The 26,056-nt window shown below is 61.3% G+C and carries 26 protein-coding genes; 21 read left to right on the top strand and 5 right to left on the bottom strand.

The annotated features are described in order from the left end of the window. Positions 1-44: 44 nt before the first annotated feature. From cobJ to cobG, 4 genes are read right to left on the bottom strand one after another with little or no spacing between them, the layout of a single operon-like run. Positions 45-1,748: a precorrin-3B C(17)-methyltransferase gene (gene cobJ / locus AC3IT9_RS03090; protein WP_489272006.1), complete on the bottom strand. Its 1,704-nt coding sequence runs from the start codon at positions 1,746-1,748 to the stop codon at positions 45-47. Beyond that, positions 1,748-2,479 (bottom strand): precorrin-2 C(20)-methyltransferase, encoded by a 732-nt coding sequence (locus AC3IT9_RS03085; RefSeq protein ID WP_489273477.1) that lies wholly within the window; start codon positions 2,477-2,479, stop codon positions 1,748-1,750. Before AC3IT9_RS03085 ends, cobJ begins: the two co-directional genes overlap by 1 nt. After that, a complete protein-coding gene (locus tag AC3IT9_RS03080) occupies positions 2,479-3,105 on the bottom strand; it encodes a precorrin-8X methylmutase (RefSeq protein ID WP_007979603.1) in 627 nt (208 codons plus the stop codon). The genes AC3IT9_RS03085 and AC3IT9_RS03080 overlap by 1 nt, the downstream gene beginning before the upstream one ends. Beyond that, positions 3,098-4,420 carry a precorrin-3B synthase gene (cobG, locus tag AC3IT9_RS03075; RefSeq protein ID WP_489272005.1) on the bottom strand — a complete coding sequence of 441 codons (1,323 nt, stop codon included), beginning with the start codon at positions 4,418-4,420 and terminating at the stop codon, positions 3,098-3,100. The genes AC3IT9_RS03080 and cobG overlap by 8 nt, the downstream gene beginning before the upstream one ends. 168 nt (positions 4,421-4,588) lie before the next feature. Between cobG and cbiE the strand changes: the two genes are divergently transcribed. The 19 genes from cbiE to urtE all read left to right on the top strand — a co-directional run bounded on the left by cbiE (position 4,589) and on the right by urtE (position 23,112). Beyond that, complete coding sequence (gene cbiE, locus AC3IT9_RS03070; protein ID WP_489272004.1) at positions 4,589-5,800, top strand: precorrin-6y C5,15-methyltransferase (decarboxylating) subunit CbiE; 1,212 nt, start codon at positions 4,589-4,591, stop codon at positions 5,798-5,800. Then, positions 5,793-6,890: a cobalt-precorrin-5B (C(1))-methyltransferase gene (locus AC3IT9_RS03065; protein ID WP_489272003.1), complete on the top strand. Its 1,098-nt coding sequence runs from the start codon at positions 5,793-5,795 to the stop codon at positions 6,888-6,890. Before cbiE ends, AC3IT9_RS03065 begins: the two co-directional genes overlap by 8 nt. Then, on the top strand, positions 6,887-7,612 hold the full coding sequence (locus AC3IT9_RS03060) for a cobalt-precorrin-6A reductase (RefSeq protein WP_489272002.1): 726 nt from the start codon (positions 6,887-6,889) through the stop codon (positions 7,610-7,612). The genes AC3IT9_RS03065 and AC3IT9_RS03060 overlap by 4 nt, the downstream gene beginning before the upstream one ends. A 56-nt stretch (positions 7,613-7,668) precedes the next feature. Next, on the top strand, positions 7,669-8,004 hold the full coding sequence (locus AC3IT9_RS03055) for a type II toxin-antitoxin system RelE/ParE family toxin (protein ID WP_489272000.1): 336 nt from the start codon (positions 7,669-7,671) through the stop codon (positions 8,002-8,004). A 4-nt stretch (positions 8,005-8,008) separates the two neighbouring features. After that, complete coding sequence (locus tag AC3IT9_RS03050) at positions 8,009-8,332, top strand: helix-turn-helix domain-containing transcriptional regulator (RefSeq protein WP_150727822.1); 324 nt, start codon at positions 8,009-8,011, stop codon at positions 8,330-8,332. A gap of 110 nt (positions 8,333-8,442) precedes the next feature. Next, positions 8,443-8,841 (top strand): DUF2946 domain-containing protein, encoded by a 399-nt coding sequence (locus AC3IT9_RS03045; RefSeq protein WP_489271999.1) that lies wholly within the window; start codon positions 8,443-8,445, stop codon positions 8,839-8,841. Between the two features lie 47 nt (positions 8,842-8,888). Further along, complete coding sequence (locus AC3IT9_RS03040) at positions 8,889-9,368, top strand: copper chaperone PCu(A)C (RefSeq protein ID WP_489271998.1); 480 nt, start codon at positions 8,889-8,891, stop codon at positions 9,366-9,368. Positions 9,369-9,389: 21 nt separating this feature from the next. Beyond that, on the top strand, positions 9,390-9,833 hold the full coding sequence (locus tag AC3IT9_RS03035) for a DUF2946 domain-containing protein (RefSeq protein ID WP_489271996.1): 444 nt from the start codon (positions 9,390-9,392) through the stop codon (positions 9,831-9,833). A gap of 108 nt (positions 9,834-9,941) precedes the next feature. Next, positions 9,942-12,059 (top strand): TonB-dependent copper receptor, encoded by a 2,118-nt coding sequence (locus tag AC3IT9_RS03030; protein WP_489271995.1) that lies wholly within the window; start codon positions 9,942-9,944, stop codon positions 12,057-12,059. 110 nt (positions 12,060-12,169) lie between these two features. After that, positions 12,170-13,549, top strand: coding sequence for a PepSY-associated TM helix domain-containing protein (locus AC3IT9_RS03025; protein ID WP_489271994.1), 1,380 nt, complete (start codon positions 12,170-12,172; stop codon positions 13,547-13,549). Positions 13,550-13,705: 156 nt separating this feature from the next. Next, positions 13,706-14,494 carry an ABC transporter ATP-binding protein gene (locus tag AC3IT9_RS03020; protein WP_489271992.1) on the top strand — a complete coding sequence of 263 codons (789 nt, stop codon included), beginning with the start codon at positions 13,706-13,708 and terminating at the stop codon, positions 14,492-14,494. Continuing rightward, on the top strand, positions 14,491-15,450 hold the full coding sequence (locus AC3IT9_RS03015) for an ABC transporter substrate-binding protein (RefSeq protein ID WP_489271991.1): 960 nt from the start codon (positions 14,491-14,493) through the stop codon (positions 15,448-15,450). The genes AC3IT9_RS03020 and AC3IT9_RS03015 overlap by 4 nt, the downstream gene beginning before the upstream one ends. Beyond that, positions 15,447-16,457, top strand: coding sequence for a FecCD family ABC transporter permease (locus tag AC3IT9_RS03010; RefSeq protein ID WP_489271990.1), 1,011 nt, complete (start codon positions 15,447-15,449; stop codon positions 16,455-16,457). The genes AC3IT9_RS03015 and AC3IT9_RS03010 overlap by 4 nt, the downstream gene beginning before the upstream one ends. 203 nt (positions 16,458-16,660) lie before the next feature. Beyond that, entirely contained in the window at positions 16,661-17,083 is a 423-nt protein-coding gene (locus tag AC3IT9_RS03005) for a hypothetical protein (RefSeq protein WP_150755857.1), read from the top strand. A gap of 318 nt (positions 17,084-17,401) precedes the next feature. Continuing rightward, positions 17,402-18,667 (top strand): urea ABC transporter substrate-binding protein, encoded by a 1,266-nt coding sequence (urtA, locus tag AC3IT9_RS03000; protein ID WP_489271989.1) that lies wholly within the window; start codon positions 17,402-17,404, stop codon positions 18,665-18,667. 158 nt (positions 18,668-18,825) lie between these two features. Beyond that, positions 18,826-20,328 (top strand): urea ABC transporter permease subunit UrtB, encoded by a 1,503-nt coding sequence (gene urtB / locus AC3IT9_RS02995; RefSeq protein WP_489271987.1) that lies wholly within the window; start codon positions 18,826-18,828, stop codon positions 20,326-20,328. Continuing rightward, entirely contained in the window at positions 20,328-21,407 is a 1,080-nt protein-coding gene (gene urtC / locus AC3IT9_RS02990) for an urea ABC transporter permease subunit UrtC (protein ID WP_489271986.1), read from the top strand. Before urtB ends, urtC begins: the two co-directional genes overlap by 1 nt. Then, positions 21,404-22,273, top strand: coding sequence for an urea ABC transporter ATP-binding protein UrtD (gene urtD, locus AC3IT9_RS02985; RefSeq protein WP_150727834.1), 870 nt, complete (start codon positions 21,404-21,406; stop codon positions 22,271-22,273). Before urtC ends, urtD begins: the two co-directional genes overlap by 4 nt. 140 nt (positions 22,274-22,413) lie before the next feature. Beyond that, entirely contained in the window at positions 22,414-23,112 is a 699-nt protein-coding gene (urtE, locus tag AC3IT9_RS02980) for an urea ABC transporter ATP-binding subunit UrtE (RefSeq protein WP_489271984.1), read from the top strand. 18 nt (positions 23,113-23,130) lie between these two features. Here urtE and AC3IT9_RS02975 read toward each other — a convergent pair whose 3' ends face one another. Continuing rightward, positions 23,131-24,501: a DUF4329 domain-containing protein gene (locus AC3IT9_RS02975; RefSeq protein ID WP_489271982.1), complete on the bottom strand. Its 1,371-nt coding sequence runs from the start codon at positions 24,499-24,501 to the stop codon at positions 23,131-23,133. A 252-nt stretch (positions 24,502-24,753) separates the two neighbouring features. Here AC3IT9_RS02975 and AC3IT9_RS02970 point away from each other — a divergent pair, with 252 nt between their 5' ends. Then, the gene (locus AC3IT9_RS02970; RefSeq protein WP_489271980.1) at positions 24,754-25,593 is read left to right on the top strand and encodes an urease accessory protein UreD; all 840 of its coding nucleotides are present in this window, start codon (positions 24,754-24,756) and stop codon (positions 25,591-25,593) included. Positions 25,594-25,748: 155 nt separating this feature from the next. Continuing rightward, positions 25,749-26,051 (top strand): urease subunit gamma, encoded by a 303-nt coding sequence (locus tag AC3IT9_RS02965; RefSeq protein WP_095944230.1) that lies wholly within the window; start codon positions 25,749-25,751, stop codon positions 26,049-26,051. Positions 26,052-26,056: the final 5 nt, after the last annotated feature.

Genomic DNA, 26,056 nt, shown 5'->3' with positions numbered 1-26,056 from the left:
TGTATTTTTTGAAACAGCGGCCCGGAAAACCAGGCCGCTACAACTCAGGATACTGGTTTACTGCCATACCAGCGTGGCGTGTAGACCCACTCCCCGCCGCCAGTGCGTGGAAAAACGCAGGTCAGGGATGAACCGATCAACACCATGGTGCGCATGTCGACCTGATCCGGGGTCAACTGGCCAAGGGTGGTGACCCGCAGCGTCTGCCCCGGACGCCCGATGTCCCGGCCCAACACCACAGGAGTCTCAGGCACACGGTGCCGGGCGACGATGTCCAGCGCCTGGCCCAGTTGCCATGGCCGCGAACGGGAAATCGGGTTGTAAAAGGCCAAGGCCAGATCGGCTTGAGCGGCCAGGTCCAGGCGTTTCTCGATGATTGCCCAGGGCTTGAGGTTATCCGACAGCGACAGCACACAGAAGTCATGCCCCAGCGGCGCACCTGCCTGGGCGGCTGTCGCCAGCGAGGCGGAAACCCCCGGCAAAATCTCGAGATCAACGTTATGCCAATGGGCGTCGCTGGATTCATGCAACGCTTCCAGCACCGCCGCTGCCATGGCGAACACCCCCGGATCACCTGAAGAAACCACCACCACCGAACGCCCTTGGGCCGCCAGTTCGAAAGCGTGACGGGCGCGCTGCATCTCTTCGCGGTTGTCCGTGCAATGCAACACCTGATCGGCGCGAAACGGCCCGGCCATGCGCACGTAGGTTTCGTAGCCCAGCACGTCGGTTGCCCGGGCCAGTTCAGCCTTCACGGCCGGCACCATCAGCTCGGCAGCACCCGGCCCGAGGCCGATCACCGCCAGGCGTCCGCGAGGGTGGCCGATCTGCAACGGGTCCAGCGGTTGCTCTGCTACCGCAATGGCAACAGTGTCGTTCCCAAACATGGAAACGGGTTGGCCCACGGCAGTACGCAGACGTTCTCCAAGGCCCTCCTCAGCGTGACCAAAGCGCAACGGCACGCCCAATTCAAGCGCAGCTTCGCGCAACGCCGCGCTGGCCATCTCGGTGTCGGCGGCCAACAGGCAGGCCAGCGACTGCACGGCGATTCTTGCCTGATGCAACGCCTCCCGCACCACCTCCACGACGTTCACCAGACCAGCGTCCACGGCGACCACCACATTGCGCGGGTAGATCAACAATTCGTTGGCCGCGGGTGTCCGTTCGACATGACCGACATGCACCGCCAGTCGAGCCTGCGCATCTTCGGGCAACTGCGCCTGCGCCAGCCACGGAGCCTCACCCTCGATGCGCACGGTTTCGCCGGCGAGCAAATCGGAAACGAACCGCTTGCCCAGTTCCAGATCGCCAAGGGCATAACCGCTGGGCGGGTTGAGCAGGCACGTGCCGAAACGCAACTCGCCGCTGGTGGTGATCGCCGCGGCGACTTCAAGCACGGCGGCAATCTCCCGCGCCATCACATTCACCCCACCGAGACCGCCCAATAGTGGAACCACGGCACTGCCGTCTTCAGCCACCGCCAATACCGGTGGCTCGGCGCCCTTTTCCAGCAACAGGGGCGCCAGCGTGCGGATCACGATCCCCGCCGCGCACAGGGCAATGATCGGTGTGCCCTGTTGATAGAGCTCGCGCAGGGTCGCGCCGAATTCGTGATAGGCCCGATCCGCGCCTTCGACCCGTTCGGCCAGGCCATGGATAAGGGCTGCAGGGTACACCTGCTGAATGCTGCGTGCGGTAGCGAGGCTGCCATTGCCGAGAATGACAATCGCCGGAACTGGACGGGTCATCAGCCTTGCCACCTTTCACCGGGAACGATGATCAGCGAGAAATACGGCGAGGACATCGGCTCGACCTGATCCAGCGACACGATCTTCTGATTGGCCATGGTTGCGCGCTCGACGTACAACGCACGTTCGGCCAGGCCGAGTTCCTCCAGCACCTGGCGAACCTTGGGAAAGTTGCGCCCCAGTTTCATGATGACGGCCGCATCGGCATCGGCCAGGCGACGCTTGAGTTCGTCGTGCGGCAGCACACCGGACAAAACCGACAGACTCTGATTGCGATACACCAGCGGCGCACCGAGCACCGAGGCCCCGCCGAGCATCGAGCACACGCCCGGCACGACTTCGGCCTGATAACGCTCAGCGAGCCGGTCGTGCAGGTACATGTAGGAGCCGTAGAAGAACGGATCGCCCTCGCAGATCACCGCCACGTCGCGACCGGCATCGAGATGCGTCGCCAGTTCGTCGGCGGCGTCATCGTAGAAGTCGCTGATCACTTGCTCGTAGGATAACGGCGCCGGCAACGCCTCGGTGGTCACTGGATATACCAGCGGCAACAGATTCTGCACTTCCTGCAGATGCTCTTCGATGATGCCGAAGGCGTTGCCTTTCTTGCCCTTGGCCACGAAATACGCCACCACCGGCGACTCGCGCAGCAAACGCAGAGCCTTGATGGTAATCAGTTCCGGATCACCGGGGCCGACGCCGAGGCCGATCAAACGTCCAGGTTGCTGCATCATTCGATCTCCGTGGCGAGGGCATTGACGGCAGCGGCGGCCATGGCGCTACCGCCCAGGCGACCCTGCATGATGACAAAAGGCACGCCACGGCTATCCGCCGCCAGCGCTGCCTTGGATTCGGCGGCACCGACGAAGCCCACTGGAAAACCGAGGATCAGCGCCGGTTTCGGTGCTCCGGCGTCGAGCATTTCCAGCAGGTAAAACAGTGCCGTCGGGGCGTTGCCGATGACCACCACGCTGCCTTCGAGGTGCGGACGCCACAGTTCCAGCGCAGCGGCTGAGCGAGTGTTACCCAATTCACGCGCCAGTTCCGGAACACTCTCGTCGCGCAAGGTGCAGATCACCGGATTGTTCGCCGGCAACCGTGCGCGGGTCACGCCTTCGGAGACCATCCGCGCATCGCACAGAATCGGCGCGCCGGCCGCCAGCGCATCACGCCCGGCCTTGCCCGCCCCTTCGGAAAACTGCAAACCGTCGATGGCCTCGACCATGCCGCAGGCGTGAATCACACGGACCGCGAGTTTCTCCAGATCGGCCGGGATTCGGTCAAGGTTGGCCTCAGCGCGAATGATCGCGAAGGAGTTGCGATAGATCTCCTGACCGTCGCGGATGTAATCAAGCATCAAGGGGGCTCCGTGAGCGGGCGTCGAGCAGGGCCGCGACCGCTTCAATAGTAAGGTTGCGTGCGTGCAGCGCGCCGAAGCCCGGCTGCGCTGCATCGCGAAAATAGAGATCGTAGTGACCGTGGGCGACGGCCAGTAATGTGACGGGCGCCGTATGTGCAGCGGCGCAGGAACGCGGGCAACCGCTCAGGTGCATGTTCAGCGCCGGTCCATGGCGGTGCAGCAGTGTGGCCAGTTGCAGGGCATCGCCCTTGGTCTCGGCCACCCCCTTGGCGCAACCGCTGGAACCGGTGCAGGCGATCAGCCGGGACAATGGCTGACCGGCTTCACATGACAAGCCCAGACGTTGCAAACGCCGTATGACTTCGGCGGCGTTTTCCATGCGGACATTGGGCAGCAGCAGGCTTTGCCAGGGTGTGAAGCGCAGACTGGAATCACCGAACTCGCGCGCCAGTTGTGCCACCCCCCGCAGCATCGCCGGATCGAGCCGCCCCAGCGGCGGGACGGCTCCCACATAGACAACACCGGACTCGGCCTGGGGATGGGCACCCAGGTGCAAATCACTGGAACCCGAAACCCGCTGCCAACCGACAACAGCTTGCAGCGGCACTCGCTCGGCCAGTCGAAGCACAATGCCCTCGATCGGGCACTCAGCCAACAAATGGCGCATCCGCGTCTGCTCGGGACACGCCAGTTCAAGGAACAACTCAAGGACCGCGACCACCAGCGCGTGCCCGTCAGCCAGTGCAACCGAACCGGCGGGGCTGTCCGTCGGGCATCCCGCCAGACCGAACGCCAGCCGTTGCTCGCCGTCTTGTTCAAACGCCGAGAGCCACAGGTCATGGGGATGCTCGAGCATCGTCAGGTCTTCGCCACCATCGAGTTGCACGGCGAACTTGGCACTGAGGTCGTGGAACGCTTCCTGGCTTTGCAGTGTGGCGAGAATCTGTCCGGCCAGCGGGCGAGTGTCGAACAGCATGCGCCGATCGATCCCGGCGCCGGGGCTGAGCATCAGGTTGCGCACATCGTCGCCAGCCGCCGTGCGCGGCCCCAGATCGGCGGCCAGCAGGCTATCGATCAACGCCGCTTGCTCATCGCCAATGCCACGGATCTGCAGATTGGCCCGGTTGGTCGCCTCGATCGCTCCGCTGGCGTAACGCTCGGCCGCAGACGCTACGGCGTCGCCCTGGTCGCTGCTGATCGAACCACCGTCCAACTTGATCCGGCAGATACCGCCATCCAGTGCCGGGACAATACGCAGCAACCCCGGACAGGCCGAGGGGCGTAAGGCAGTGGACAGTGGACGTTCGTTCAAGGCGGACCCGTTCAGGTGGCGAGGCAGTTCACGGCGAAAGTGCGCGGTATTATGCCTGCTTTACTTCGCTGCATGAAAAGACTCCGGTCGGGAAGACAAGGCAGTCAGCTCAAGGAACCCGCGCTATCATGCCGCCCAACAACGTTGAACGCGTGATTGAGGAATGGCATGGCACCCTGGCTGACGGTAGTAGGCATCGGCGAAGACGGTTTCAAGGGCCTGGGCAAGAACGCCCGGCATGCGTTGTTGTGCGCCGCGAAAATCTTCGGCGGCCAACGACACCTGGATTTGCTCCCGCCGTGCATACGCGGCGAGCGCCAGCCGTGGCCGAGCCCCTTCTGCCTTGAGTCGCTGCTGTCGCACCGTGGCGAGCCCGTTTGCGTCCTGGCCAGTGGCGATCCGATGTTTTTCGGCGTCGGCGCCAGCCTCGCCCGGCAACTCCCCGCGGCCGAGATGCTCACGCTTCCTGCGCCGTCCTCCTGCTCACTGGCCGCGGCGCGAATGGGTTGGCCCTTGCAGGAAGTGGTCATGTTGTCGGTGGTTGCCCGCCCCGTCGCCGCACTCAACGCGCAATTGTCCAGTGGCGTGCGCTTGCTGGTGTTGAGCAACGACGGCCGCAGCCCCGCCCCCATCGCTGCACTGTTGCGCGAACGTGGCTTCGGTCCGAGCCGAATAACCGTGCTCGAACATTTGGGCGGTGAAGCCGAACGTCGCATCGATGGCACCGCCAGCGACTGGGCCGATCCTGTGATCGCCGACCTGAACCTGATCGCCATCGAGTGCATCGCCGAGCCGAACACGCTGCGCCTGTCGCGACTGGCCGGTCTGCCGGACTCGGCGTTCCAGCACGACGGCCAATTGACCAAACGCGATGTGCGCGCCATCACCCTCGCGCGCCTGGCCCCGGTCCCTGGCGAACTGTTGTGGGACGTCGGCGCCGGCAGTGGCTCGATCGGCATCGAATGGATGCGCGCCCACCCCGGTTGCCGCGCACTGGCCATCGAGGCGGATGCGGGCCGACAAGCGTTGATCGAACATAACCGCGATGCCCTCGGCGTTCCCGGCCTGCAACTGGTTCGCGGCAGCGCGCCACAGGCATTGGCCGGACTGGAGCGGCCGGATGCGATATTCATTGGCGGCGGTGTCACCCGCGAAGGCGTGCTCGATACCTGTTGGGCCGAACTCAAACCCGGCGGCCGGCTGATTGCCAACGCAGTCACCCTGCAAAGTGAAATGACCCTGATGGCCTGGCGCGAGCAACACGGCGGGGAGTTGACCCGCATTCATATCGCCCAGGCACAACCGCTGGGCGACTTCGACACCTGGCGCCAGGCCTTGCCGATTACCTTGCTGGACGTGACGAAACCCTTCGATGCGTGACGAAACCGCCGAACAACCCGCCCCCCTGCGCAGTGGCCTGACCACCGGCAGTTGCGCCACGGCCACCAGCCTCGCCGCCGCGCGTCTGCTGCTGGCTGGCACATCGGCCGATGCGGTGGAAATCGAGTTGCCCAAGGGCAAACAGGTGCAGATGCGCCTGGAGTTTTGCCGCCTCACCGAGGACGGCGCCGAAGCGGGAACCCTCAAGGACGCCGGTGACGATCCGGACGTGACCCACGGTGCCCTGCTCTACTCCCAGGTGCGCCTGAGCAGCGAACCGGGGACTCGCTTCAAGGCCGGTCGCGGCGTCGGCACCGTGACCCGGCCCGGGCTGGTGCTGGGTGTCGGCGAGCCCGCGATCAACCCGGTGCCGCGCAAAATGATCAGCGAACACTTGGCCCGACTGGCCGACGAACTCGGCTACAGCGGCGGCTTCGAGGTCACGGTCAATGTCGAGAACGGCGAGGCACTGGCACTGAAGACCATGAACCCGCGCCTGGGCATTCTTGGCGGTCTGTCGATCCTCGGCACCAGTGGCATCGTCCGGCCGTTTTCCTGTGCGGCCTACATCGCCTCGATCCACCAGGGCATCGACGTGGCGAAAACCAACGGTTACCTGCACATCGCCGCCTGCACCGGCAACGCCAGTGAAGACACCATGCGCCGGGTCTACAATCTGCCGGAAATCGCCCTGATCGAAATGGGCGACTTCGTTGGCGCCGTGCTCAAGCACCTGCGCAAAGTACCCGTGGATAAACTCAGCCTGTGCGGTGGTTTCGGCAAGATCAGCAAACTGGCGGCCGGGCACATGGATTTGCACAGTCGCCATTCGAGCATTGACCTGCCGCAACTGGCGCTGTGGGCGGCGCAGGTCGGCGCCGATGCGGCACTGCAGCAGAATATTCGCGAGGCCAACACCAGCCAGCAGGCACTGGCCATGGCCGCCGCAGCCGGGGTCGCTCTGGGTGATGCAGTCTGTCAGCACGCCCTGGACTTTGCCCGTAGCGTGGTGCCGGCGCAGGTTCAGGTGGAAGTCTTCGCCATCGATCGCCAGGGCGGAATCGTTGGCCATGCCGGAGCATTTCAATGAAGCGCATCCTGTTGCTCGGCGGCGTGACCGAAGCCATGGCCATTGCCCGCACGCTGGGACCGCAACATATCTACAGCCTGGCCGGTGTCGGTCGGGTGCCGACGGATCTGCAATGCCGGGTTCGCGTCGGCGGCTACGGTGGTGCCGAGGGTCTGGCGCAATTTATTCGCGATGAAGGCATCGATCTGCTGCTCGACGCCACTCACCCCTACGCCGCCCAAATCAGCCAGAACGCCGCGACCGCCGCGCGCTTGAGCGGCATTCCCTGCTGGGCGTTACGGCGTCCGGCCTGGCAAGCCCAGGCGGGTGATGACTGGCGGGAAGTCAGCGATTGGGCCGGACTGATCGAAGCCCTGAAGCCCTTCCGTCGCCCGCTGTTCACCCTCGGTCGCGAGCCCCTGCAACACCTGAACGAAATTCCTGCGGAGCAATTCTGGACCCTGCGCGCACTGGATGTGTACCCGGGCAACGAGCGCTGCGAAGTGATCGGCGCACGGGGACCCTTCCTGATCGACGATGAACGTGGGTTGTTCGAACGGCGAAACATCGATGTGCTGATCAGCAAGAACAGCGGCAGCACGGCGACCGAGCCGAAGCTGGAAGTGGCGCGTGAACGTGGTGTGCCGGTGATTGTCTTGAAACGACCGGTGTTGCCGGGGGTTGATTGGGAGTTCCTGACGCCTGAGGAAACACTTGGCGCGTTGTCGATCTTCGTTCATTAGGTCAGGATTATCGGCTTGCATGATAAGTAACCTATTTGTTACCGTCAGGGCCGCCTGTGATCACACTCGAAGAATACGTACAGGAAAACGAAACCAGCCCCTTTGGTCGCTGGTTTTCCAACTTGAATGCGCAGGCCGCGCTTAAGGTATCTACCGAGTTGCTGCGCCTTGAGTTAGGAAACACATCAAACATCAAGTGGTTCGACGGGTTTGGCGAGTACCGGATAAATTGGGGCCCGGGCTATAGAATCTATCTCGTTCAAGAAGGGAAACACCTGATCATCCTTTTTGGTGGCGGTGACAAGTCCACACAAAAAACTGACATCAAGCAGGCGAAAGTACTGATAGCCGAGTTTCGATCCCGAAAAAAGACCGAACGACACCGGAGATAACGTCATGGCGCTCACCCGAAGCTACAAACACACCATTGCCGAGCGTGCCCAACGTGATCCCGAGTTCGCCCAGGCACTGTTGGATGAGGCTGCTACTCTGTTTCTTAACGGCGAACCCGAATTGGCGCGGATCATCCTGCGCGACCTCATCAACGCCACCGTTGGTTTTGAAGAACTGGCAAAGGAAACGGCAAAGCCCAGCAAAAGCCTCCATCGAATGTTGTCCGCCAAAGGCAACCCAAGCATGGACAACCTGGCTGCAATATTCGCCGTAATTCGCGCTACGCTTGGAGTAGAAATACAAGTACATGCAGTACGTGCGCACTGAGCTGACGTCTTTTTGCTGCGACACCAAACCGCACGCCGCCTTTTTACTTATCGGCCCTGATCAGGCTAAATAGCCCGCGCCTGATCGCCCACCCAAACGGATTTTGTCCCATGTCCCGACAACGGCTCGCAATTGCCTGGATAGCCTGCTTCGCAGTGCTGTTCAACATGCTCGCCATGCCGATGTCCGGAGCGATGGCGCAAACGGCGAAGTCACCTGCCGAACAGTTGTTGTGGGGCAGTTTCTGCAGCGCCAGTGGCACCAGGATGGTGGCGATTTCCATCGGGGACCTTGAACAGAAAGCCCCGCAAAACGACGATCATTCCAACATGCAGCATTGCTGGTGCTGCTCCGGTTCTGCGCCATTGGTGGCGTTACCGGGGCATTCGCCACAGCTGTATTTCGCGCACTTCGAATCCAACCGAAGCCTGCCCGCCACCTCCCTCGAAAGCCCGTCGCCGCGCCAGCAATGGCCGAGCCTCAACCCCCGCGCGTCCCCTCTGGTGTGATTTTTTCTCGCAATTGACTGCGTTTTAAATCGTTCCGGAGAACTGCCATGTTGAACAAACTCATCGTTCTGGCTGCGTTGCTGCTGCCTGCCTGCTTTGCCAATGCCCACGAATACAAGGTCGGCACACTGGAAATCGCTCATCCGTGGTCCCAGGAGTTGCCACCCAATGCGCCCACCGTTGCGGCGTATTTCGTGATCGACAATGAAGGCAAGACCGCCGACCGCCTGCTCAGCGTCGACACCCCCATTGCGGGCGAAGCGCAATTGCATGAGCACGTGATGCAAGGCGACATGATGAAAATGCAGCACGTACCGAGCGTGGAAGTGCCCGCCGGAGGCGAGGTCACTTTCGCGCCGATGGCCTATCACGTGATGTTGCTGGGCCTCAAGGACCGCAGCCTGCTTGTTGACGGCAAGCGTTTCCCCATGACGCTGCACTTCGAGAAGTCCGGTGACGTGACGGTCGAAGTCGCGGTGCAGAAGCAGGCGCCGGACGCCATGCAAGAACACAAGCACGCGCAATAACCTCCTGCGCTGAATACGCCTATGCGCCCGCTTAGCGCCAGGTCATCCAGGTCACGCAATCAGGCATTGAGCCTGACACGCGGCAGCTGGATCAGCCTGTTCGCCATGCTGATGATCTTTATCGGTCCACTGATTTCTCAGTCGATGCCGATGGATTCGCGCGCCATGTCGATGACCATGCCTGCGGGTATGAGCATGGACATGTCGGCGATGGAGCATGCCGACCATGCCACGCAAGCCACCGCCGAGCATTGCCCGCCAGCCCCCGGGCACCATGTGCTATGGGAAAAGTGCGGCTATTGCAGCCTGCTGTTCAATTGCCCGGCGCTGACCGGTGGCGTGTCTTTCGCCAACTTCGTCATCCCGCCCGTCAATACCTTCACCACACCCTCTGCGCGCCAGGGCCATGCCCGGCAAACCTTCTTCCCCGGCGCCCGTACCCGCGCCCCGCCCATCGTCGCGTAAACACTCACTTCTGATTTCGCACGGTCCGCAAGACAGCCAACGCTCACTCCCACATGGATTGTGCAGGCTGCCGGCCGTGTCGTTTACGACTGTTCGATGGAAATTGTCATGTCCAGGTTTTCCGCTGTCCCGTGCTTGAGCCCTGCCCAAGCCTCTTTTGCCCTGAACGAATCCAGCGCTCGTTTCAGGCACGCCACCGCGATCCTGTGCGGTGCTTTGCTGGCGCCTTCTGCGCTGGCCGATGAACACTCCGGTCACACTGAAGAACTGAGCCCGACAGTGATTACCGCCGTTGCGCCCAGTTCTCCATTGACCATCGTCACCAATCCCAAGGACCCGCGCCAACCGGTGCCGGCCAGCGATGGCGCCGATTACCTGAAAACCATCCCCGGCTTTGCCATGGTGCGCAACGGCGGCACCAATGGTGACCCGGTGCTGCGCGGCATGTTCGGTTCGCGGCTGAACATCCTCACCAACGGTGGCATGATGCTCGGTGCCTGCCCGGGCCGGATGGATGCCCCGACTTCCTACATCTCGCCGGAAACCTACGACAAACTCACCGTAATCAAGGGCCCGCAAACCGTGCTGTGGGGGCCTGGCTCTTCGGCCGGGACCATTCTGTTCGACCGCGAGCCGGAGCACTTCGGCGAACTCGGCACACGGGTCAACGCCAGCGTGCTGGCCGGCTCCTACGGCCGCTTCGACAAACTGGTGGACGCCGCAGCCGGCGGTCAGTCGGGTTACGTGCGGGTCATCGGCAACACCGCGCACTCCGACGACTACCAGGACGGCAACAACGACACAGTGGCGTCGCGCTACGACAAATGGAACGGCGACGTGGCCGTCGGCTGGACGCCGAATACAGACACCTTGCTGGAACTGACCGCCGGCCGTGGCGATGGTGAAGCCCGCTACGCCGGGCGCGGCATGGACGGTTCGCAGTTCCTGCGTGAAAGCCTCGGCCTGCGGTTCGAGCAGTCCAATATCGGCGAGGTGCTGGACAAGGTCGAAGCGCAGATCTACTACAACTACGCCGACCACGTGATGGACAACTACACCCTGCGCACGCCGTCCGGTACCGGGATGATGGCCGGCCCCATGGCCTCCAACGTCGACCGCCGCACCCTCGGCGCCCGGGTCAAGGCCACCTGGCGCTGGGCTGATGTGCAGCTGATCAGCGGTATCGACGCGCAGACCAACGAACATCGCCAGCGCGGCGCCATGGGCGTCGACACCTACAAGAACCTGCCGTACACCAAGGATGCCGACTTCCATAACTACGGTGTGTTCGGCGAACTGACCTGGTACGCCGCCGACCGTGACCGCCTGATCAGCGGCGCACGCCTGGACCGCGCCTCGGCCAAGGATTTTCGGCAGACCATCGGCTCGGGCATGATGACCCGCCCGAATCCGACCGCCGACGACACCCGCGCCGATACCCTGCCGAGCGGTTTCATCCGCTACGAGCATGACCTGGCCGACAGCCCGACCACCTTGTATGCCGGCCTCGGTCACACCCAGCGGTTCCCGGATTACTGGGAGCTGTTTTCACCCAAGTCCGGCCCCGCCGGTTCGGTGAATGCCTTCGATTCGATCAAGCCGGAAAAAACCACCCAGCTCGATTTTGGCCTGCAATACAAGACCGAAGACCTCGAAGCCTGGGCCTCGGCTTACGTCGGGCAGGTGCGCGATTACATCCTGTTCAACTACACCCCGACAATGATGGGTACGACCTCGCAAGCCGAAAACATCGACGCGCGAATCATGGGCGGTGAACTGGGGGCCGCTTACGACTTCACCGACAACTGGAAAGCCGACGCGACCCTGGCCTACGCCTGGGGCAAGAACAGCAGCGATGGCAGTGCATTGCCGCAGATGCCGCCGCTGGATGCCCGTTTCGGCCTGACCTACAGCGAAGACAACTGGAGCGCCGGCGCACTGTGGAGAGTGGTCGCCGCGCAAAACCGCATCGACCAGAACAAGGGCAACGTGGTCGGCAAGGACTTCGACAAAACGCCGGGCTTCGGCGTGTTCTCCCTCAACGGTGCCTATCGGATCAACAACAACTGGAAGGTCAGCAGCGGCGTCGACAACCTGTTCGGCAAGGCTTACGCCGAGCACTTGAACCTGGCCGGCAACGCCGGCTTCGGCTACCCGGCCAATGACCCGCAAGCCATCAAGGAGCCGGGGCGAACGCTCTGGACCAAGGTGGACATGAGTTTCTAAAAGCTTCGCGAGCAAGCTCGCTCCTACAGGGGAGCGAGCCTGCTCGCGGTCGGTTGCGCAGCAACCGCAAAACAAACAACTAAAAGATCCAGCCAAGCGGAGCACACGTGATGAAACAGCCCAAAGTGAATTTCTACAACCTGGCCTGGCGCTGGCATTTCTATGCCGGATTGTTCGTTGCGCCATTCATGGTGATGCTGGCCCTGACCGGCACCCTCTACCTGTTCAAACCGCAGCTCGACTCGCTGATGTACAGCAGCCTGCTCAACGTCCCGGCCGGTCATCACACCGTTCCGGCCGACGACCTGCTGACACGGGTGAAAACAGCTTATCCACAAGGCCAGGTCACCCAATACCTGCCACCGGTCAACGCCGAGCGCAGCGCGCAGTTTGTCGTGCTCAACGATGACAAGGAGCTGAACGTTTTCGTCGATCCGTACCACGGCGACATCCTCGGCGAGCAAGACGCCAAGAAGAACCTGCAAGCCATCGCCCGGTCGATTCACGGTGAGCTGATGATCGGCACCGTTGGCGATCGGCTGATCGAACTGGCCGCCGGTTGGGGCGTGGTGCTGGTGGTGTCCGGCATCTTCCTGTGGTGGCCGCGCGGTCAGGCGGCAGGCATCTTGTGGCCACGCCTGAACAGTCGTGGTCGCGTATTGTGGCGCGACCTGCACGCGGTCACCGGGTTCTGGGGCGCGTCCCTGCTGCTGGTGATGCTGCTCAGCGGCATGACCTGGACCGGCTTCTGGGGCAAGCAGTACGCCGAAGTGTGGAACGTGTTCCCGGCAGCCATGTGGGATGACGTGCCGAAGTCCGACGTCGAGGCGCGCAGCCTCAACACCGCCACCCGCCAGACCGTGCCGTGGGCCATGGAAAACACGCCAATGCCGATGTCCGGCGACCATGCCGAGCACATGGCCCACGACGGTGCAGCGGCCGGCCCGGCCTCGCCGACCATCCGCCTGCAGGACGTACAAAACATCGCCAGAGAGCGCAAGGTCGAACCGGGTTACAGCATCACCCTGCCGACCACTGCAACCGGCGTGTTCACCATCGCCCTGTTCGCCGACGACCCGCGCAATGACGCCACGCTGCACATCGATCAATACACCGGCAAGGTCCTGGCCGATGTACGTTTCGAGCACTACGGCACCGTCGCCCGCGCCACGGAAATCGGCGTGATGCTGCACGAAGGCAAGATGTTCGGCACCTTCAACCAGATCGTCGTGTTGCTGATCTGCCTGATGATTTTGCTCAGCGCGGTCAGCGGCGTGGTGATCTGGTGGAAGCGCCGCCCGCAAGGAAAACTCGGCGTGCCGCCGCTGCGCCACGACCTGCCGAAATGGAAAACCGCGATGGTGATCATGTTTGCCCTGGCGGTGGCCTTCCCGTTGGTGGGCGCTTCGCTGGTGGCGGTGTGGGTGCTGGATCGTGTGCTGCTGTCGCGCTTCACCCGGCAGACTGAGAGCGCCTCATCTTCATCATGAAACAGGCGAGATGCGCGGGGCGAAAGGCACTGTAAACTCCCCGCGCATCAACTCAGCCCCATCGCGAGCAAGCCCGCTCCCACAGGGATTGCATAAGACCTGTGGGAGCGGGCTTGCCCGCGATGGGGCCATCAGCATCACCTCAAGAGCCACTGCATGACCTCGCTGAACCTCACAAACCTCACCTGGTCCCCACTGGGTCACGGCCATTGCCATCATCAATTCCAGCTGCGTGACGCCTCGCTACAGGTGGCCGCCGGTGAGTTCGTCGGACTGATCGGCCCCAACGGCAGCGGCAAGACCAGCCTGTTGCGATGTGCCTGGCGCTTCAACAAACCGGAAAGCGGCGAGGTCAGACTCGATCACCAGAACGTCTGGAAACAATCCTCGCGCTGGTGCGCGCAACGCATCGCCGTTGTGTTGCAGGAATTCCCTGATGCCTTCGGCCTGACCGTCGAGGAAGTGGTCGCCATGGGCCGCACCCCGCATAAAGGCTTGTTCGATGGCGACACCTTTGAAGACCGCGACCTGATCAATCAGGCCCTGGAATCCGTCGGCCTCAAGGGCTTCGAAGACCACGGGTTCGTCACTCTCTCCGGTGGTGAAAAACAGCGAGTCATCCTCGCCCGCGCCCTGGCCCAGCAACCACAATTGCTGATCCTCGACGAGCCGACCAACCACCTCGACCCGCGTTACCAGCTTGAGCTTTTGCAGTTGGTCACGCGCTTGAACATCGGCACCCTGGCAAGCATCCACGACCTCAATCTGGCGGCGGCTTTTTGTGATCGGCTGTACGTGATCAATCATGGTCGTATCGTCGCCAGCGGCACGCCAAAAGAAGTCCTGACGGCTGCGCTGCTGCGCAATGTGTTCGGCGTCGAAGCACTGATCGATGAACACCCACTGCACGGCTACCCACGAATCACCTGGATAACCCAACCATGACTTTGCGTTCCCTGCTGCGCTGCTGCCTCCCTCTCGTGATGCTGCTGGGCTGCGCCCAGGCATTGGCCGAAGCCACCCGTTACCCGCTGACAATCAAAAGCTGCAACCGCGAAGTGACTTTCAAGCAGGCACCACAACACGCCCTCAGCCACGACATCAACATGACCCAGATGATGCTCGCCCTCGGCCTCAAACCGCAGATGGCCGGTTACAGCGGCATCAGTGGCTGGAAGGCCGTGACGCCCGAGATGCAGGGTATTCTCGAAGGCCTGCCGGAACTGGTGGCCAAGTACCCGTCGGTGGAAACCCTGCTCAATGCCAACGTCGATTTCTTCTTCGCCGGCTGGGACTACGGCATGCGTATCGGCGGCGATCTCACGCCACAAACCCTGCAACCGCTGGGCATCAATGTGTACGAGCTGAGCGAATCCTGCGCCTTCGTGATGAAGCGCCCGCCGGCCAGCCTCGAAGACACCTACAACGATCTGCGCAACCTCGGCAGAATCTTCGACGTACAGGACCGCGCCAATGCCCTGATCGCCGACATGCAGGCGCAAGTGGCGAATATTCGCAAAGACCTGCCCGCGGAAAAACCGCGGGTCTTCCTGTACGACAGCGGCGAAGACCGGGCCATGACCTCGGGGCGTCTGGGCATGCCGCAAGCACTGATCGACGCCGCTGGCGGACGCAATGTCCTGGAGGATGTCGACGCGAGCTGGACCCGGGTCAATTGGGAAACCGTGGTCGAGCGCAACCCGCAGGTGATCGTGATTGTCGACTACAGCGAAATCACTGCCGAACAGAAGATTCAGTTCCTGCTGAGCAACAAGGCCCTGCACTCGGTGGACGCGATCAAGCACCAGCGCTTCATCGTCATCCCTTACGTGCAGGCCACGCCGGGGATCGATAACGTGCTGGCGGTCGCCACCCTGGCCAAGGGTTTCCACGGCGAATGATCAACCGTCGCTACGCCCTGTTGCTGATCGCCCTCGGTACCCTGTTGCTGGTGTCGTGCGTGGTGTCCCTGGGTTTCGGCCCGGCACGGGTGCCGCTGGATGTGGTGTGGCGCATCCTGTTGCACAAACTGTTCGGTTTCGGTGTGCCGGACTGGAACCCTGGACAAGAGCATATCGTCTGGCTGATCCGCGTCCCGCGCATGCTGCTCGGCGCGTTGGTGGGCGCCGGCCTGGCGTTGATCGGCGCGGTGCTGCAAGCGGTCACGCGCAACCCGTTGGCTGACCCTCATCTACTCGGCGTGACTTCCGGTGCGACCTTGGGCGCAGTCATCGTGGTGCTGCATGTCGGTGAAATCGTTGGCCTGCTGACCTTGCCGATCGCGGCATTTATCGGTGCATTGCTGAGCATGCTGGTGGTGCTGATGATCGCCAGTCGCCAGGGTCGCCTCGACAGTGACCGCTTGCTGCTGTGTGGCGTGGCGGTGTCGTTCGTGATGATGGCGATTGCCAATTTGCTGCTGTTCATGGGCGACCATCGGTCCAGTTCGGCAGTGATGTTCTGGATGCTCGGCGGGCTCGGGTTGGCACGCTGGGAGCTGCTGGCGGTGCCGACAGCCAGTGTATTGCTCGGGCTGATGTTGCTGCTGGGCATGGCGCGACCGCTGAATGCACTGATGGCCGGTGAGCAGACGGCGGTGACCCTGGGCCTGAATGCACGCACCGTACGCCTGCGAGTGTTTCTGATTGCGTCATTGATGACCGGGGTGCTGGTGTCGATCAGTGGCTCGATCGGTTTTGTCGGGCTGATGGTGCCGCACATTGCACGGCGCCTGGCCGGCGCTGAACACCGAAAATTGTTGCCGGTGTGCGTGTTGCTCGGCAGCGTTTTTCTGGTTTGGGTCGACGTCGCCGCCCGGACACTGATCGCCCCCGAAGACTTGCCCATCGGTGTTGCCACTGCAGCAATTGGCGGGTTGTTCTTCATCGGCTTGATGCGCCGCCGCTAACAACTTGTTTACTCAGACAGGTAACTTATTCCAAGCCGCTCTCGCGTTGAAAAACATTGTCTCAAGTTAACCATGAACAACTTTACGAACAAATTTACACTCCGACCCGCGAGCGAACAAGTAACTGACTCCCGCACACTTTGATAAAGATAACTCCTACAACTTAACCGACATAATTCCTACAAAAGCGGAAAGAGGTAAAGATGTTCAAAAAGATTGTCACAACCTTCGCGTTCATTTCGGCCCCTGTATGGGCAGCCCCCCTCCCATTCAACGGTCCTGATTACAGCGGGCAGTACGCATGTACCGGCGTGGACAGCCACATTGGCGAATTCAGCGGCGTCATCCAAATGAAACTAAACGCCGAACAAAGCAGCGGCGAGTATAGCGCCTACAACTTTACGTTGATCCTGCCCGACCAGTCCCACTATGACGGGTTCGCCGCCGCCAACCTTAACTCCCTCGCCATGTACTTTGCCCACACGGATCCAGCGCTTAAAGACTACGGAGTTGGAATTGCAAAAATCACTTCAACCCCTGAAGGAGAAGTGTCCTTCAGCAAATACTATTACGGTCCAGAGTACGAAGGTGGTGGACATGGTTTTGAAACCTGCATTAAAAGCTGATTTGTTGCGCCGCTGACCTTGTGGGAGCGGGCTTGCTCGCGAATGCGGTGTTTCAGTTGCCATTCATGTTGTCTGACACACCCTCTTCGCGAGCAAGCCCGCTCCCACAATTGATCGATGCTACCCGCCCCAATCTGGCGCAGCTCTTCGCACCAACGCGCCAGACGCGATCCTTCATGGTGCGACATCAAACCGCTCAACCGCTCTAAAACGGCATTTCCCTGCCTTTTGCCGACCGGGCACAGCCCTTGCAAAACACACCTTCAGTAGTCCGCATCTGCCAACCAAGAAAACTCATAAGTTCATGGAGATCGCACAATGAAGCGTCGCAGTTTGATCAAGGCTTTCACACTCTCGGCAAGCATCGCCGCGATGGGCATGACCTGGACTGTCCAGGCCGCCGAGACCATCAAGGTCGGTATTCTGCATTCGTTGTCCGGAACCATGGCGATCTCCGAAACGTCGTTGAAAGACATGGCGCTGATGACCATCGACGAGATCAACGCCAAGGGCGGCGTGAACGGCAAGATGCTGGAGCCGGTGGTGGTCGACCCTGCCTCGAACTGGCCGCTGTTCGCCGAGAAAAGTCGTCAATTGCTGACCCAGGACAAGGTCGCCGTAGTGTTCGGTTGCTGGACTTCCGTGTCACGCAAATCGGTACTGCCGGTGTTCGAAGAACTCAACGGCCTGCTGTTCTACCCGGTGCAATACGAAGGCGAAGAAATGTCGCCGAACGTGTTCTACACCGGCGCGGCGCCGAACCAGCAGGCGATCCCTGCCGTTGAATACCTGATGAGTGAAGAAGGCGGCAGCGCCAAGCGCTACTTCCTGCTCGGCACCGACTACGTCTACCCGCGCACCACCAACAAGATCCTGCGTTCGTTCCTGCACTCCAAAGGCGTGGCCGACAAGGACATCGAAGAGGTCTATACCCCGTTCGGTCACAGCGACTACCAGACCATCGTCGCCAACATCAAGAAGTTCTCGGCCGGTGGCAAGACGGCGGTTATCTCCACCGTCAACGGCGACTCCAACGTGCCCTTCTATAAAGAACTGGCGAACCAGGGCCTGAAAGCCACCGACGTTCCGGTCGTGGCGTTCTCGGTCGGCGAAGAAGAACTGCGCGGCATCGACACCAAGCCACTGGTGGGCAACCTGGCGGCGTGGAACTACTTCGAATCGGTCGAGAACCCGGTGAACAAGAAATTCGTCGATGACTGGAAAGCCTACGCGAAGAAACACAACCTGCCGGGCGCCGACAAGGCGGTGACCAACGACCCGATGGAAGCCACTTACGTCGGTATCCACATGTGGGCGCAAGCGGCGGAAAAAGCCAAATCCACCGACGTCGACAAAGTCCGCGAAGCCCTGGCCGGCCAGACCTTTGCCGCGCCGTCCGGTTACACGCTGACCATGGACAAGACCAATCACCACCTGCACAAGCCGGTGATGATCGGCGAGATCCAGGCCGACGGTCAGTTCAACGTGGTGTGGCAGACCGATGGTCCGATCCGCGCCCAGCCGTGGAGCCCGTTCATTCCGGGCAACGACAAGAAACCGGAGTATGCGGTGAAGAGCAACTGAGCCATTGGGTGTCGGGCCCAAGCATTCGGGCCTGACACAAATTCCTGTGGGAGCGAGCCTGCTCGCGATGACGGCGGCACATTCAACATTTCTGTGACTGAACAACCGCTATCGCGAGCAGGCTCGCTCCCACAATGTCCGCGTCAAGGCGACTATCTATGCCCACCGCCCTTTATCGTCTCATCTTCGCCATCGCATTTTTACTGCCGATGGCCGTCCACGCCGGCGACGCCGAAGATTTCGTCGCCGCCAATCCCGTGCAGCAAGCCAGGCTGCTGGAAGCCTGGGCGGCGCAGCCCGATCCGGCCCGTATCGAATTGATCAACGCCCTGCAACAAGGCGAGTTGACCGTCGACGGCCAGCCGAAAACCCTGCGTCTGAACAACCGCCTGCGGGGTCTGATCGACACCGCGTTGGCCAGTCATCAATTGCTCGCCGCCGACGCAAAACTCCGTCTGAGTGCTGCGCAGCAACTACAGAAAAGTGCCAAGCCGGCGCAGTTGAAATTCCTCGACCAGCAGTTGGCGGGCGAAAAGGACGAGGGCGTTCACGCCGCCCTCAGTCTGGCCCTGGCGAATCTGCAACTGGTGGATGCCGACCCGGCCGTACGGCTGGCCGCTGTGCGCTTGCTCGGCGAAACCGGCGACCCGCTGGCCCGCACCCGCCTCGAAGGTTTGCTCGAACCTGGCGTTGAGGCCGATGCCAATGTACGCACGGCTGCCGAAACCAGCCTGGCTCAAGTCAAACGCAAACTGCTGGTCGGCGAGCTCCTGGGGCAGGCCTTCAGTGGCATGTCATTGGGTTCGATTCTGCTGCTCGCCGCCCTGGGGCTGGCAATCACCTTCGGCCTGCTCGGCGTGATCAACATGGCCCACGGCGAGATGCTGATGCTCGGCGCCTACTCGACCTATGTGGTGCAACTGATGTTCCAGCGCTTCGCACCGCAGGCCATCGAGTTCTATCCACTGATCGCGCTGCCCGTGGCGTTTTTCGTCACCGCGGCCATCGGCATGGCGCTGGAGCGCACGGTGATTCGCCACCTCTACGGCCGTCCGCTGGAAACCCTGCTCGCCACCTGGGGCATCAGCCTGATGCTGATTCAACTGGTTCGCCTGGTGTTCGGCGCGCAGAACGTCGAAGTGGCCAATCCGGCGTGGCTGTCGGGCGGCATTCAAGTGCTGCCGAACCTGGTGCTGCCGTACAACCGCATCGTCATCATTGCCTTTGCGCTGTTTGTGGTGGTGCTGACCTGGCTGCTGCTGAACAGGACTCGCCTGGGCCTGAATGTTCGCGCCGTCACCCAGAACCGCAACATGGCCGCCTGCTGCGGCGTACCCACCGGGCGCGTGGACATGCTCGCCTTCGGCCTCGGCTCGGGCATCGCCGGCCTCGGTGGCGTGGCCCTGAGCCAGATCGGCAACGTCGGCCCGGACCTCGGCCAGAGCTACATCATCGACTCGTTCCTGGTGGTGGTGCTCGGCGGTGTCGGTCAGTTGGCCGGTAGCGTGCTGGCGGCGTTCGGCCTGGGGATCGCCAACAAGATTCTCGAACCGCAGATCGGTGCCGTGCTCGGCAAGATCCTCATCCTCGCGCTGATCATTCTGTTCATCCAGAAGCGTCCGCAAGGCCTCTTCGCACTCAAAGGACGGGTGATCGACTGATGAACCAGCCCCTGCTCGTTACCGCGACCCAAAAAGCCGGCCCCAAAGTCTCGATTGCCGTCGGTGCAGTGATCCTCGTTCTGCTGTTGGCACTACCGCTGCTGTCGCTGTTATCGCCCGACAACACGCTGCACGTTTCGGCCTACACACTGACGCTGGTGGGCAAAATTCTTTGCTACGCCATCGTCGCACTGGCACTGGATCTGGTGTGGGGTTACGCCGGCCTGCTGTCCCTCGGCCACGGCCTGTTCTTCGCCCTCGGCGGCTATGCCATGGGCATGTACCTGATGCGTCAGGCCTCGGGCGATGGCTTGCCTGCATTCATGACCTTCCTGTCGTGGACCGAAATGCCGTGGTTCTGGACCGGCACCAGCAGCTTCCTCTGGACCCTGTGCCTGGTGGTTTTGGCACCGGGCTTGCTGGCCTTGGTGTTCGGCTTCTTCGCCTTCCGTTCGCGGATCAAGGGCGTGTACTTCTCGATCATGACCCAGGCCCTGACCTTCGCCGGGATGCTCCTGTTCTTCCGCAACGAAACCGGCTTCGGCGGCAACAACGGCTTCACCAATTTCCGCACGATTCTTGGCTTCGGCATCACTGAGCCAGGCACCCGCGCGGTGCTATTTTTCGCCACGGTGCTGTTGCTGGTGGCGAGCCTGTACATCGGCTGGCGTCTGGCGCAGAGCAAGTTCGGCCGGGTCCTGACCGCGCTACGCGATGCGGAGAACCGCCTGATGTTCTGTGGCTACGATCCGCGCGGCTTCAAGTTGTTCGTGTGGGTTTTGAGCGCGGTGTTGTGCGGCCTGGCCGGTGCGCTGTACGTGCCGCAAGTGGGGATCATCAACCCGAGCGAGATGTCGCCGACCAACTCGATCGAAGCAGCAGTATGGGTAGCACTGGGCGGGCGCGGGACTTTGATCGGCCCGTTGCTCGGCGCCGGCGTGGTCAACGGCATGAAGAGCTGGTTCACCGTAGCGTTCCCCGAGTACTGGCTGTTCTTCCTCGGCGCGCTGTTCATCGTCGTGACCCTGTATTTGCCCAAGGGCGTGATCGGTCTGTTGAAGAAAAGAGGTGAGCAATGAGAGTCACTGCAACTGCTGAATTCATGCTCGAACCAGCGTTTTTTCCTGTGGAGCCCAACAAGGACGCCGGCAGCAGCCGCGATGCCATCGGCCTTGGCCAACGCGTCGGGCCAGGTCTGAACACCCGCCACGGCACCATCCTGACCCTGGAAGACATCAGTGTCAGCTTCGACGGCTTCCGCGCGCTGAATAATCTGAACCTGTACATCGGCGTCGGTGAACTGCGCTGCATCATCGGCCCCAACGGCGCGGGCAAGACCACGCTGATGGACGTGATCACCGGCAAAACCCGTCCCAGTCACGGCAAGGCCTGGTTCGGCGAAACCCTGGACCTGACGCAAATGAGCGAAGTGCAGATCGCCCAGGCCGGCATCGGTCGCAAGTTCCAGAAACCCACGGTGTTCGAAGCCTTGAGCGTGTTCGAGAATCTGGAACTGGCGCAGAAAACCGACAAGTCGGTGTGGGCCAGTTTGCGCGCTCGCTTGAATGGCGAACAAAAAGACCGCATCGCCGAAGTGCTGGAGACCATTCGCCTGACCTCATCGGTCAATCGCCCCGCCGGTTTGCTGTCCCACGGTCAGAAGCAGTTCCTGGAGATCGGCATGTTGCTGATGCAGGACCCGCAATTGCTGCTGCTCGATGAGCCGGTGGCGGGCATGACCGACGCCGAAACCGAATTCACTGCCGAGCTGTTCAAAAGCCTGGCCGGCAAGCACTCGCTGATGGTGGTGGAACACGACATGGGCTTCGTCGGTTCGATTGCCGACCACGTCACGGTGTTGCATCAGGGCAGCGTGCTGGCCGAAGGGTCGCTGGAGCAGGTACAGGACAACGAGCGGGTGATCGAGGTTTATCTCGGTCGATAGACATGTGAACACCGACCCATGTGGGAGCGGGCTTGCTCGCGAAAGCGGTGTGCCAGTCGATGCAAATGTTGAATGTCAGTCCGCATTCGCGAGCAAGCCCGCTCCCACAGGTTTCTGTGTAAAACAGAAGGAATTCGAACATGCTGCAAGTCGAAAAACTGCACCAGTACTACGGCGGAAGCCACATCCTGCGCGGCCTGACGTTTGACGTGAAGGTCGGCGAAGTCACCTGCCTGCTCGGCCGAAACGGCGTGGGCAAGACCACGCTGCTCAAATGCCTGATGGGCCTGCTGCCAGCCAAGGAAGGCGCCGTGAACTGGGAAGGCAAGCCGATCACCACGTTCAAGCCGCACCAGCGTGTGCACGCCGGAATCGCCTACGTGCCGCAAGGCCGGGAGATCTTCGGCCGCCTGACCGTGGAAGAAAACCTGCTGATGGGCCTGTCGCGCTTTCCCGGCAGCGAAGCGAAGGAAGTGCCGGCGTTCATCTACGAGCTGTTCCCGGTGCTGCTGCAAATGAAGCAACGCCGGGGTGGCGACTTGTCCGGTGGCCAGCAACAACAACTGGCCATCGGCCGCGCGCTGGCCAGTCGCCCTCGCCTGCTGATCCTCGACGAACCCACCGAAGGCATCCAGCCGTCGGTGATCAAGGAGATCGGTGCCGTGATCAAAAAACTCGCGGCCCGGGGCGACATGGCCATTCTACTGGTCGAGCAGTTCTACGATTTCGCCGCCGAACTGGCCGATCAATACCTGGTGATGTCCCGGGGCGAAATCGTGCAACAGGGTCGCGGCGTGAATATGGAGGTCGAAGGCGTGCGCGGGCTGGTTACGATCTGAGCAGTGAACTGTCAGCGCTCATTCAGAAACCGGGGTGATGCGGTTTGACCCTGCATAGGGCAGCCATTCAGAACCCACCACGCCGCCAACATCCCAGAGCGGGCTACTTTTTTCGACCGTCAGTACGCCCGTTACTGCAACACACAAGACAAAATCCTTAGCGCTCAGATGTCCACCCAGCAAGAGTTTATCGATGTTGACGCCCATCGCCCCTTCGGTCTTGATAACCCAGGCTTCGGCCTCAGAAAACGTGCTGTGGTACTTCAGCAATGCACCGTCCGGGGTCTGGCGGAACACCGAATAACCCAAGGAGGTGTCCACCAACCCTGATCCCCGAGCCTGCAGAACACTGAACACCAATGACTGGGGTGAGAAAAATTGCTGATACAGGTCAGCCTCTTTTTCCGGTAGTGGCGTCGCCAGCAACTCTGGCCCCAGGTACACACCTGCCAACGTCTGATTATCTGGTAACAGAAAACCGTCTGGCGTCGCGGGAAATACCTGCTCGATTGCCAACAATCCATCAGGTCGGTGGAACGGCAAAGTCGCGACATATTCGTCACGGTCGCGATGCCTGAGGATAAATCCCACGCGCAGATTCGCTGCTGTGGCGGACACGCGACTCAAGGCTGCATTCAACGCCGACGCCGGATCTTCAAAAACCGACGTATAGAACGGTTGGAGGGCGGGAGGTCCGGGTATGACCGGCTGGTTGGCAGTCCATTCAGCCGTGATCGGGCCGCGAAATCCACCCAAAAGGGTGCCTGGATCGAGGACTCGCATCTGTCCAATACTCACAATTCTCTTGATTCGACTTTCGGGTGTCGAACCCAACCCGTATTCAGGACTGCCGGATGCGTTCTGCGGATTGATGGAGTAGGCCACCAGTGATCCATCGGGACCTGAAATGTAATCGGTTTTAAAGATATCCACATGTCGGAAAGTTGTAGAAAGATCGACGGTCGATGGGAGCGCCTGATGCAACTTGACCTGGTACTCGTTGTATCTGGGATAAGCTCGGGCAAACCTTTCCGCAGAGTCCGGATGGCTGTGATAAGTACCCACGCAAATGAATCCCGCTGGATGGGTGATCGTCCGGGTCTGTCGGTCGTACGCCAGCAAACGCTCAATATCGAAACTTGATGCCTCACCTTTTAACGGAGTAGTGGCGACAAATTTACCGTCAGGGCGCCGCAAAATGAGTGCACCGTACTCTCTGTCGCTCACGCGCTCATGCTGGTGAACCCAAAATGCAGCATCGTCTTCGGAAATGAAGGGCGGGCTCACGGGTGGCAACACGGGCGCGGCCGATGGTGGTTGTTCAAGGGGTGGATTTGCAAGTTGTTCAAGCAATTCGCGTGCATTTTTACGATCTGTATCGGTAGTCATCAAGAAACTCCAAGTTGCTCAGTCGCCCCGCAGAAGGAGGGAGCGCACGCCTGGATCCTGAGTTCTCCGGGAGCACGGATGGCGGTACATATGTATGTCTGGAAAGACGGGCGAAGCACCAATTTGTTGCGTGACATTTCATGGCGCGCCTCTTGCTGGTGCACCGAGCCACGCAATAGCTGTGTCCTGCCCGGGATACCTTGCGGCACAGCCTTTGCAACTATCATGACGACCTCACGATAAGCACTGACTATGACTCTTCCCGCATCTGGCGCCTTGTTTACCCCCAGTTGGCACGCCGAACTGGAGCTGGGCTACGCCCGATTCGACAACACCACTCGCCCGGTCCAGCGTCGACACAAAGGTCCGTTGCGGGTGCAAAAACACCTGTATGCCGAAGGGCCAGAAGTCTGCCAGCACATCATCGTCCACCCACCCGGCGGCATTGCCGGCGGTGATCGGCTGGACATCTCGGCCAGCGTCGAGCGCGATGCCTGGGCACAAATCACCAGCCCCGGCGCAGCCAAGTGGTATCGCGCCGCCGGCCCCGCCTATCAGCAGCTGACGTTGAAGGTGGCGGCCGGTGCGACACTGGAATGGCTGCCCCAGGAGACGATCATTTTCAGCGCTGCCCAGGCGGAACTCAGTACCTCCATCGACCTTGAAGGCGATGCGCGGTTGTTCTACTGGGACGTCGTCGCCCTGGGCCGTCCGGCCAGCGGCGAGCGTTTTGACCTTGGGCACTTCCAGGCGCAACTGGATATCCGCCGCGACGGCCAGTTGCTCTGGCATGAACGCCAGCGCATTGTCGGGGCGGACGGTTTGCTGGATTCGCCCATCGGGCTGGATGGGCAACCGGTGTTTGCGACGTTGCTGGTGACGGGTGAGATCGACAGCGAACTGCTGGAAACCTGCCGCTCGCTACCCAACGACGTGCGCGGAGATCTGACGCAGTTGCCGGGATTGCTGGTAGCACGGTGTCTGGCCAGTGAAGCGTTGTTGGCGCGGGGGTGGTTGATTGATTTGTGGCGATTGCTTAGGCCTGCGTTGCTTGGCCGCGAAGCAATACCTCCAAGAATATGGAACACCTGAATTGCTTTTCTGTGGGAGCGAGCTTGCTCGCGATAGCGGTGTGTCAGACGCCATTAATATTGATTGTGCCGACGCCATCGCGAGCAAGCTCGCTCCCACAGGGGATTTGTATTCACAGATCCAACACCTTTAACTGCCGAGTACGGATTGCAACAATGGACCTGACCCCACGCGAAAAAGACAAGCTACTGATCTTCACCGCCGGCCTGGTGGCCGAGCGGCGTTTGGCTCGCGGCGTGAAACTCAATTACCCAGAGGCCATGGCCTACATTTCCGCAGCCCTGCTTGAAGGCGCCCGCGACGGCCGGACCGTGGCCGACCTGATGCACCTGGGCACCACCCTGCTGACCCGCGAACAAGTGATGCAAGGCATCCCGGAAATGATCCCGGAAATCCAGGTCGAGGCCACGTTCCCCGACGGCACCAAACTGGTCACCGTCCACCAACCCATCGCCTGAGGCCG

This window comes from Pseudomonas sp. KH_046_1 (genome assembly GCF_057839025.1).
The sequence above is the reverse complement of the archived record's forward strand: the minus strand, read 5'-3'. Positions and strand labels throughout refer to the sequence as shown.

Bases quoted from the DNA above. Each gene is read 5' to 3' on its own strand.
- AC3IT9_RS03030 (WP_489271995.1), top strand. From the start codon at position 9,942: ATGTCCAGGTTTTCCGCTGTCCCGTGCTTGAGCCCTGCCCAAGCCTCT.
- AC3IT9_RS03015 (WP_489271991.1), top strand. From the start codon at position 14,491: ATGACTTTGCGTTCCCTGCTGCGCTGCTGCCTCCCTCTCGTGATGCTG.
- AC3IT9_RS02970 (WP_489271980.1), top strand. From the start codon at position 24,754: ATGACTCTTCCCGCATCTGGCGCCTTGTTTACCCCCAGTTGGCACGCC.
- AC3IT9_RS03080 (WP_007979603.1), bottom strand. From the start codon at position 3,105: ATGCTTGATTACATCCGCGACGGTCAGGAGATCTATCGCAACTCCTTC.
- AC3IT9_RS03065 (WP_489272003.1), top strand. From the start codon at position 5,793: ATGCGTGACGAAACCGCCGAACAACCCGCCCCCCTGCGCAGTGGCCTG.
- AC3IT9_RS03025 (WP_489271994.1), top strand. From the start codon at position 12,170: ATGAAACAGCCCAAAGTGAATTTCTACAACCTGGCCTGGCGCTGGCAT.
- AC3IT9_RS03045 (WP_489271999.1), top strand. From the start codon at position 8,443: ATGTCCCGACAACGGCTCGCAATTGCCTGGATAGCCTGCTTCGCAGTG.
- cbiE (WP_489272004.1), top strand. From the start codon at position 4,589: ATGGCACCCTGGCTGACGGTAGTAGGCATCGGCGAAGACGGTTTCAAG.
- AC3IT9_RS03085 (WP_489273477.1), bottom strand. From the start codon at position 2,479: ATGCAGCAACCTGGACGTTTGATCGGCCTCGGCGTCGGCCCCGGTGAT.
- urtE (WP_489271984.1), top strand. From the start codon at position 22,414: ATGCTGCAAGTCGAAAAACTGCACCAGTACTACGGCGGAAGCCACATC.
- urtC (WP_489271986.1), top strand. From the start codon at position 20,328: ATGAACCAGCCCCTGCTCGTTACCGCGACCCAAAAAGCCGGCCCCAAA.
- AC3IT9_RS03035 (WP_489271996.1), top strand. From the start codon at position 9,390: ATGCGCCCGCTTAGCGCCAGGTCATCCAGGTCACGCAATCAGGCATTG.
- AC3IT9_RS03050 (WP_150727822.1), top strand. From the start codon at position 8,009: ATGGCGCTCACCCGAAGCTACAAACACACCATTGCCGAGCGTGCCCAA.
- AC3IT9_RS03020 (WP_489271992.1), top strand. From the start codon at position 13,706: ATGACCTCGCTGAACCTCACAAACCTCACCTGGTCCCCACTGGGTCAC.
- urtD (WP_150727834.1), top strand. From the start codon at position 21,404: ATGAGAGTCACTGCAACTGCTGAATTCATGCTCGAACCAGCGTTTTTT.
- AC3IT9_RS02975 (WP_489271982.1), bottom strand. From the start codon at position 24,501: ATGACTACCGATACAGATCGTAAAAATGCACGCGAATTGCTTGAACAA.
- urtB (WP_489271987.1), top strand. From the start codon at position 18,826: ATGCCCACCGCCCTTTATCGTCTCATCTTCGCCATCGCATTTTTACTG.
- AC3IT9_RS03005 (WP_150755857.1), top strand. From the start codon at position 16,661: ATGTTCAAAAAGATTGTCACAACCTTCGCGTTCATTTCGGCCCCTGTA.
- cobJ (WP_489272006.1), bottom strand. From the start codon at position 1,748: ATGACCCGTCCAGTTCCGGCGATTGTCATTCTCGGCAATGGCAGCCTC.
- AC3IT9_RS02965 (WP_095944230.1), top strand. From the start codon at position 25,749: ATGGACCTGACCCCACGCGAAAAAGACAAGCTACTGATCTTCACCGCC.
- urtA (WP_489271989.1), top strand. From the start codon at position 17,402: ATGAAGCGTCGCAGTTTGATCAAGGCTTTCACACTCTCGGCAAGCATC.
- AC3IT9_RS03060 (WP_489272002.1), top strand. From the start codon at position 6,887: ATGAAGCGCATCCTGTTGCTCGGCGGCGTGACCGAAGCCATGGCCATT.
- AC3IT9_RS03010 (WP_489271990.1), top strand. From the start codon at position 15,447: ATGATCAACCGTCGCTACGCCCTGTTGCTGATCGCCCTCGGTACCCTG.
- AC3IT9_RS03040 (WP_489271998.1), top strand. From the start codon at position 8,889: ATGTTGAACAAACTCATCGTTCTGGCTGCGTTGCTGCTGCCTGCCTGC.